Origin of the sequence: Stenotrophomonas sp. SMYL20 (assembly GCF_036320045.1) — a bacterium.
GTDB lineage: Bacteria > Pseudomonadota > Gammaproteobacteria > Xanthomonadales > Xanthomonadaceae > Stenotrophomonas > Stenotrophomonas maltophilia_A.
On record NZ_JAWIRT010000037.1, the window covers coordinates 21,604 to 29,296 of the forward strand.

Here is a 7,693-nt window from a genome sequence, read left to right on the forward strand (position 1 = left end):
GCGGCGTCGCGGTTCATTCGGCCATTAGCCCATCCGCCGGGCGTTCTCCTGGGCCTCCAGCCCCTGTTGCTGGGCCAGTCCGGCTGCCGTCGCCTGTTCGCGACCGGTGTTCAGGGCGTCAACCTGCGCCGTGCTCACGGCCAGCGGCTGGGCCATGCCGGCCGCCACGTCCACATGCGCATGTCGGCGGTGGGCCGCCTGCAGATCCGGGGTGTCGATCGCGAATGCCCGCGTGCGGTCGTCACTGAGCAGCACATGGGAGATGGCCTGCAACCCTTCGCGCTTGGCCTGCGCAGCCAACGCCCCGGCCAGCTGATCGCTCTGCAGGTTCGGGATGCGGCCATGTGCCACATCGAGGCCGTGCACGCCGGTCTGCGCGCCCTTGAACAGATGGAAATCGATGTGCCCCGGATCGTTCAGCGCGGGTATCTTCGCGCCCCCCTCCTGCAGCTGCGCATGCGGCCGTCCAAGCAGCTTGCGCGCGGCCGCCTCCTGGCTCGCGATTGCCGCGTCGAGACTGGGGTTCATCGTCTCGCTCATGCCATGCCGGTCCACCGACTCCCCCATGGTCGCACTGCCGCGCCCGATCACCCACGACGTCTTGGCCAGGTTGACCAGGTTCTGCGGCAGTGCCGGCGTGGGCAGGTGGGTGGCAATGCCCTTGTTGGCCATCGCGCCCAGCCCGACGGTGCCGGCCAGCACGGCCGGCGCCTGCGAGGTCAGCCCGGTGATCTGATGGCTGCTCCAGTTCATGCCCATGTGGAAAGTCGCGCCGTACACGGCATAGCCGTTGCGCAGCCCATTGGCCACGCCATGCACGCCCTGCTGCAGCTGGCCGCCCAGATGATGGCCGCCGGCACGGATGCGGCCGGCATCCGCCGCCGCTTCACGGGTGGCTTCACGGGCCTTGGTTTCGTGTTGATTGCGCGCCGCATCACCGTGCTCACGCATCTGTCTGGCCATGTCGTCGGCACCGAGCGCACCCAGCACGCTGGCCCCGATGTTCCAGCCGTAACTGCCCTTGGCCTGCACGCGGTGGCTGACCGATTCGACCAGACCCTGCAGCTCGCGACCCTTGGCAATGACCGTCGCACCGCCTTCGATGCCCACCCGCATGCTCTTGCCACCGTAGTCGACCACGGTGCCGATCGCATTTCCCTGCAGGGTAGACGCACGCTCGACGGCCACGCCGGACAAGCTCATGCCCCGGCCCGCCAGCGCGCCGACCTGCTCGACATGTTCACCGGCAACCCGTCCGGCACGCATGCCGCGCGCACCTGCGATCAGCACCTCGGCCAGCGGGCCACCGTATTCGGCAAGCTGGCTTGGCGCTTCTCGATGGCGGCGATCCACCACCTTTCCGTTCACTTCGGTCTTGGCGTCCAGCAACAGTTCCATCCTGCCCGCGGCCACCGGAACATTGCGCAATGCCTCTGCCCCGGATTTCGACGCCAGCTGGTCAACCAGCTGGGCCGTGGCCGTCTGCGCACCCGCCGGCATCATCTCCTGCAGCTTGCGGGTAACCATCTGCTGCACGCCGGGCTGACGCAGCAGCTGGCTGGTCTCGCTGGCCAACAGGCCAAAGCCCTGCCGGTGATGCTCGTTGAGCCGCTTCAATCCATTCTGCACATCGTTGAGCACTTCACCCGAGGTCTGGTAGGTGTGCACCGTGTCGCGCGTGTTGAACACCGGCAATCCGTGGGATTTCGCGTAGCGATCGGCGGTGGCCGGATGCAGCCCGGCCGAATTGAAGGTGGTCGCACGTACACCGGTAACCGCCGAAGCGGCAGAGGCCATGCCGCCGCCAAGCGAATGACCGGCGAGTTCAAACTGGGTACCAGAGGTCTTCAAGCGACTCGCCAGTGCCATGGCCCGATCGTAGTAGTCACTCTGCATGCCTACGCCCTGGCGTCCATTGTTGAGGAAATCCTCGCCTCCGGATTCACGCCGCCCGCCTTTCGCCCGGGGATCGATGATTTCGCCCGTTGATCCCTTGAACACCAGCACCGGCTTGGCGTCATCACCGAACACCCTTTTGTCCGGAATGTAGATCTCTGCGCGGAAGCCCGAATCGTTCGGCCGCATCAGCTTCTTCAGGTCGGCCGCTCCCAGGCTGATGCCCGCCGCTTTGAGCGTGTCCGGGTCGGTCACGGCACTGGCTCGCGTCCACCCGACCGGCGGCTCACCTTTGCCCTTTGCCGAGGCATACACATCATCAGCAAGCGAACCCAGCTCGCGGGCGTGATAGGTCTCGCGCAAGCGCGCCGCCTCGGTCGCATGTCCACCTCCCTGCAGTTGCTCGACCAGGTGCTGCTGCGCCTGGACGCTCTTGGCGCGGGCCTGCAACAGGCGTTCCTGCTGCTCGGGATCGTGACCGCTCATGGCAGACTCCATTGCTCATCAGTGAAGACACGGTCATCCAGGACCTGCTGGAATGACCACGGCCAACGCTATCATCCCCCGAACGCGTCCATGTCAAGGGATCACATGCACCGTCACCCTCACAGTTCCTTTACGCCATTTTCCTGCCTGGCGCTGATGCTGCTGATGCTGCTGAGCGCCTGCGCGCGCACGTCTTCACATGGCGCGGAGCGCTATTTCGAGGGCAAGGCACTTGAACTGGCCATCGCCGCCGAACAGGGTGATGCAGCGACGATCACGCGCCTGATCAAGACCGAAGGCGTGAACCCCGACAAGGAGTTCTCGAAGCAGGATGGCATTCCGCTCATCGCGTGGCCGTTGCGCGCACAGAACCTGGAAGGCCTGCGCGCGATGCTCGACAACGGCGCCGACCCGAATGCACGGCGTATTGAAACGCTGGACGGCGAGACGTTCCGCCACAACAACGCCATGGTCTATGCCGCGAAGATGGACGATCCGCGCTACCTGGCCCTGCTGCTGGATCATGGCGGCGACCCGGACACGCGCACCTCCAATACCGAAACGCTGCTGTTCCAGGCTTTCATTTCCGGCAACCTGTGGAAGAACATCCAGCTGCTGGTGGAGCGAGGCGCGCACGTCAACGAATCCAACATCGGCCAGGCCGATACCGTTCTCAGCTGGTACACCGGCCGTGGCGGCTTCGAGCAGGCTTACTGGCTGCTTGAGCATGGCGCGGACCCCACGATTGCATCGCCGTCATCGGCGCAACCGGGCGCGCCCGATCGGATGGCCATGGTCGAAGCCATCTACTGGGAAATCACCACACCGGACCTGCTGCCCTGGCAGAAGAAGTGCCAGCAGTGGCTGATCGATCACGGCATTGCCCGGCCGCCGCTGCCGCAGTACATCCGCGAGAAGCGTGAAGCATTCGGGTTCCCGGCGAAGGAGCAGGACATCCCCCCGTTGTAGGACTTCCGGTCCGGCTCAGCGCGGCTCGGACAACAGGGCACAGCCCACGGGCAGGTGCATCCGCACCCTGCCCGGCACGCACGCGATGCGGAACTGGCGCGCCTGTACCGGTTCGCCGTCCAGGTTGAGCGTCAACGGACGCTCGGATTCCACCTGCAGCCACGGCAGGCGCGCGCGCGTTGCCAGCTGTTCCAGTGCGGCCTGGGTGCCCGACTTCAGCATCTGGCCGAGCGTGGCGGTGACTTCACCTTCCAGCTCCGGAAGCACCGTCACGTCCAGCTGCCCATCATCGATCAGCGCCTGCGGGCACAATTGCTGGCCACCACCGGCCTGGCGGCCATTGCCGATGCCGAGCGCGATGAAGTCGCCTTCCCACGCGAAATCCGGGCCCGACAGGCGCGCATGGATCGGCTCGATCCGCCCCAGCTTGGCAATGCCGGTGATCACGTAGGCCAGCCCGCCCAGCATCTTCTTCAGGCCGGCATCGGTCTCCACCGTCACCTGCGTGCCGAAGCCACCGCTGGCGAGGTTGGCGCACCACCATTGCGTGCCATCGGCGTCCACGCGCAGCAGATCGATGGCATGCGGCGTGGCCTGCCCGATCAAGGCCAAGGCCGCCTTCGGCTCGGTCGGGATGCCGGCCGCAGTCGCGAAGTCGTTGGCGGTGCCCATCGGGATCAGCGCCAGCGAGGGCAACGCATCTGCCGGCTCCTCACGATGCGCCAGTGTCTCGGCCACCGCGCTGAGCGTGCCGTCGCCACCGGCGGCCACGATCACGTCCACGCCATGATCGATCGCCTCGGCCACGTAGCGTTCGGCGTCACCGTCTTCCCAGGTCACCCGCACTTCCAGCTGCACGCCCTGCCCACGCCAATGACCGACCGCGTCGCGCAGCTCGTCATTGCCTGCGGATTTTCCGTTGAGGATCAGGCGCCAGCGCGGGGTGGTCATGCGGTGCTTCCAGGACGGGGGTGGCACAGGCTAGCAATGCGCCGTTTGTCCGCAGTGAATGTCACGCAGGTGTCATTCAGCTGCTGGAGAATGGAAGTCCATAGCAGGGACGACGGATGGAGGCAGGATCAGCCTCCCACGCATGCAGCGAGGCCACGCCAGTGATTGGCGTGGCTTTTTTTTGGTGCGTAGGGAGTGCGAACCAAGGTTCGCACCCACCGGGTCGCGGTTCGCACCCACCGGGTCGCGGTTCGCACCCACCAGGCTGCGGTTCGCACCCACCGGGTTGCGGTTCGCGCACACCCGGTGGGTAGATCCACGCCATGCGTGGATGCACTTCGCCTCAACCGTTGGCGAAATCGTGCAATGCCTGGCCCTGCAGCCGGTACACGGTCCACTCGTCCTGCGGCGTGGCGCCAGCGGCGGTGTAGAACTCGATGGCCGGGGTATTCCAGTCCAGCACCGACCATTCGAAACGACCGCAACCCTCGGCCACGGCCTGGCGTGCGATGTACTTCAGCAGCGCCTTGCCGGCGCCTGCGCCGCGCTTTTCCTGGCTGACATACAGGTCTTCCAGGTAGATGCCCTTGCGGCCCAACCAGGTGGAGTAGTTGTAGAAATACACGGCGTAACCAATGGGCTCGCCGTCGGCTTCGCAGATCAGCGCGCGCGCCGTGGCATCGGCACCGAACAAGCTCTCGGCGATGCCGATCTCATCGGTCTGCACCGAATGCTCGGCCTTCTCGTAGATGGCCAGTTCGCGGATGAAATGCAGGATCAGGCCGGCATCGGCCACAGTGGCCGGACGGATGTTCAACAGAGCCATGGGCGGAAAAGGGAGACGGAGGGAATCAGGCGAGCTTAATCCCCTCCGTCCCTTTTTTGTCAGCGTGCCGCAGCGACATTCGCGCGCATCTGCGCGATCACGTCCTGGTAACTGGTCTTGGCGTTGAAGATGGCCGAACCGGCAACGAAGGTGTCGGCACCGGCAGCGGCGATCTCGCCGATGTTGTCGGCCTTCACGCCGCCGTCGATCTCCAGGCGGATGTCCTTGCCGCTGGCATCGATCATCTTGCGCACCACGCGCAGCTTGTCCAGCGCCGAGGGAATGAAGGCCTGGCCGCCGAAGCCCGGGTTGACCGACATCAGCAGCACCAGATCCAGGTCGTCCAGTACCCAGTCGAGGATGTCCACCGGGGTGGCCGGATTGAGCACGATGCCCGGCTTGCAGCCCAGCGAGCGGATCAGCTGGATGGTGCGGTGCACGTGGCGGCTCGCTTCCGGGTGGAAGCTGATGTAGGTGGCACCGGCTTCGGCGAAGTCCGGGATGATGCGGTCCACCGGCTCGACCATCAGGTGCACGTCGATCGGCGCGGTCACGCCGTGCTTGCGCAGCGCCTGGCAGACCATCGGGCCGATGGTCAGGTTCGGCACGTAATGGTTGTCCATCACGTCGAAGTGGACCCAGTCCGCGCCGGCGGCGAGGACGTTGTCGACTTCCTCGCCGAGGCGGGCGAAGTTGGCGGACAGGATGGAAGGGGCGATGAGGCAGTTGGACATGGCCGGGCCTTGCAACGGTAGGAAAGAGGGTCAGCGCTTGCGCAGGGTCTTGATGCGGTCGTAGGCGGCATTGATCCGCCGCGACTTCTGCTCGGCCTGCTGCTGCAGCTCGGGGGCGGCGCCGCCGAGCTTGTCGGGGTGGTACTGCGAGATCAGCTTGCGGTAGGCGCGCTCGACCTCGGCATCGGTGGCCTCGGAGGTCAGCCCCAGCTCCCGGTACGGGTTCTCCTTGTTCAGGCGGAACCAGTCCGAATCGAAGGCATGGCCGATCAACAGGCCGACCACCGCGCCAAACAGCGGATTGGGCCGGAACAGCAGGGCGCCGGCGATGAATCCGAGCAGTTTTCCGTACCAGCGCATGGCGCTCCGGGGTCGGCCGACGAAATGGACGCTCATTTTACGTCACAGCGGGCCCGGACGGCTTTACACTAGGCCGCCCGCTGGTCAGCGGGCCCGCCGGGTCCGCTGGGCAGCCGTATCGACAACGCCCCAGGAGTGCCCGTGCCAACCACGCTGTTGCAATCCGATCTCCCCGGCCTGCCCTTGCGCCATCGCGGCAAGGTGCGTGATGTGTTCGATATCCCGCGCGAGCGGCTGCCAGCAGGGACCCCGCCGGGCGACTACCTGCTGATGGTGGCCACCGATCGCCTGTCGGCGTTCGACGTGGTCCTGCCCGACCCGATCCCGGGCAAGGGCGAGATGCTCTGCCAGGTCTCCAACTTCTGGTTCGCCAAGACCGCGCACCTGATGCCCAACCACCTGACCGGCATCGACGTGGCCAGCGTGCTGCCCGAAGGCGTGGACCCGGCCCTGTACGCCAAGCGTGCGGTGGTCACCCGCAAGCTGAAGCCGGTGCCGGTGGAAGCGATCGCGCGCGGCTACCTGATCGGCAGCGGCTGGAAGGACTACCAGCGCACCGGCAAGGTCAGCGGCATCGACCTGCCCGACGGCCTGCGCCAGGCCGAGCAGCTGCCCGAGCCGATCTTCACCCCTTCGACCAAGGCCGCCGTGGGCGACCATGACGAGAACATCGATTTCGATGCGATGGTGAAGCAGGTCGGTGCCGAGATGGCCGAGCGCGTGCGCGATGCCACCCTGCGCATCTACAAGTTCGCCGCCGAATACGCCCGCGAGCGCGGCATCATCCTGGCCGATACCAAGTTCGAGTTCGGTACCGACGCCGATGGCCGCCTGTACATCATGGACGAGATGCTGACGCCGGATTCCTCGCGTTACTGGCCGGCCGACGAGTACGAAGTGGGCACCAGCCCGCCGAGCTACGACAAGCAGTTCGTGCGCGATTACCTGGAGACGCTGGACTGGGGCAAGACCGCCCCGGGCCCGACCATCCCGGCCGAGATCATCGAGCGCACCCGCGCCAAGTACGCCGAGGCGCTGCAGCGCCTGGCCGGGATCAGCGTCGACTGATGCCCTGCGCCCCCCGCCGGTCTGGCTGGGGGCGTTCTGAATGCGGTACTGCCGGCCGCTGGCCGGCAACCTCGCGAACCTGCAGCCAGGCATGGCCTGGCTCTACTGCCGGTTGCCTGGGGTAGTGCCGGCCGCTGGCCGGCAACCTCGCGAACCTGCAGCCGGGCATGGTCTGGCTCTACTGACGGTTGCCTGGGGTAGTGCCGGCCGCTGGCCGGCAACCTCGCGAACCTGCAGCCAGGCATGGCCTGGCTCTACTGACGGTTGCCTGGGGTAGTGCCGGCCGCTGGCCGGCAACCTCGCGAACCTGCAGCCAGGCATGGCCTGGCTCTACTGCCGGTTGCCTGGGGGTAGTGCCGGCCGCTGGCCGGCAACCTCGCGAACTCGGCTATGCTCTGGATTG

At 66.3% G+C, this 7,693-nt stretch carries 7 protein-coding genes; 2 read left to right on the forward strand and 5 right to left on the reverse strand.

The genetic code is table 11. From position 1 onward, the window contains the following. Positions 1-24: 24 nt before the first annotated feature. Positions 25-2,382, reverse strand: coding sequence for an XVIPCD domain-containing protein (locus V3B48_RS19935; protein WP_285301764.1), 2,358 nt, complete (start codon positions 2,380-2,382; stop codon positions 25-27). 105 nt (positions 2,383-2,487) lie between these two features. Here V3B48_RS19935 and V3B48_RS19940 point away from each other — a divergent pair, with 105 nt between their 5' ends. Beyond that, on the forward strand, positions 2,488-3,351 hold the full coding sequence (locus tag V3B48_RS19940; RefSeq protein WP_230080636.1) for an ankyrin repeat domain-containing protein: 864 nt from the start codon (positions 2,488-2,490) through the stop codon (positions 3,349-3,351). Between the two features lie 15 nt (positions 3,352-3,366). Here the strand turns inward: V3B48_RS19940 and yegS are convergent, their stop codons facing one another. From yegS to V3B48_RS19960, 4 genes are all read right to left on the reverse strand, one after another. Beyond that, positions 3,367-4,302, reverse strand: coding sequence for a lipid kinase YegS (gene yegS / locus V3B48_RS19945; protein WP_032127162.1), 936 nt, complete (start codon positions 4,300-4,302; stop codon positions 3,367-3,369). 343 nt (positions 4,303-4,645) lie between these two features. Next, positions 4,646-5,128: a GNAT family N-acetyltransferase gene (locus V3B48_RS19950; protein ID WP_032127161.1), complete on the reverse strand. Its 483-nt coding sequence runs from the start codon at positions 5,126-5,128 to the stop codon at positions 4,646-4,648. Positions 5,129-5,187: 59 nt separating this feature from the next. Further along, positions 5,188-5,862 carry a ribulose-phosphate 3-epimerase gene (gene rpe / locus V3B48_RS19955; RefSeq protein ID WP_032127160.1) on the reverse strand — a complete coding sequence of 225 codons (675 nt, stop codon included), beginning with the start codon at positions 5,860-5,862 and terminating at the stop codon, positions 5,188-5,190. A gap of 30 nt (positions 5,863-5,892) precedes the next feature. Beyond that, positions 5,893-6,222, reverse strand: a complete 330-nt coding sequence (locus tag V3B48_RS19960; RefSeq protein ID WP_005411327.1) for a DnaJ domain-containing protein — start codon at positions 6,220-6,222, stop codon at positions 5,893-5,895. A 141-nt stretch (positions 6,223-6,363) separates the two neighbouring features. Between V3B48_RS19960 and V3B48_RS19965 the strand changes: the two genes are divergently transcribed. Continuing rightward, positions 6,364-7,290: a phosphoribosylaminoimidazolesuccinocarboxamide synthase gene (locus V3B48_RS19965; RefSeq protein ID WP_032127159.1), complete on the forward strand. Its 927-nt coding sequence runs from the start codon at positions 6,364-6,366 to the stop codon at positions 7,288-7,290. The last annotated feature ends 403 nt before the right edge of the window (positions 7,291-7,693 follow it).

Bases quoted from the DNA above. Each gene is read 5' to 3' on its own strand.
- V3B48_RS19935 (WP_285301764.1), bottom strand. From the start codon at position 2,382: ATGAGCGGTCACGATCCCGAGCAGCAGGAACGCCTGTTGCAGGCCCGC.
- V3B48_RS19950 (WP_032127161.1), bottom strand. From the start codon at position 5,128: ATGGCTCTGTTGAACATCCGTCCGGCCACTGTGGCCGATGCCGGCCTG.
- V3B48_RS19940 (WP_230080636.1), top strand. From the start codon at position 2,488: ATGCACCGTCACCCTCACAGTTCCTTTACGCCATTTTCCTGCCTGGCG.
- yegS (WP_032127162.1), bottom strand. From the start codon at position 4,302: ATGACCACCCCGCGCTGGCGCCTGATCCTCAACGGAAAATCCGCAGGC.
- rpe (WP_032127160.1), bottom strand. From the start codon at position 5,862: ATGTCCAACTGCCTCATCGCCCCTTCCATCCTGTCCGCCAACTTCGCC.
- V3B48_RS19960 (WP_005411327.1), bottom strand. From the start codon at position 6,222: ATGCGCTGGTACGGAAAACTGCTCGGATTCATCGCCGGCGCCCTGCTG.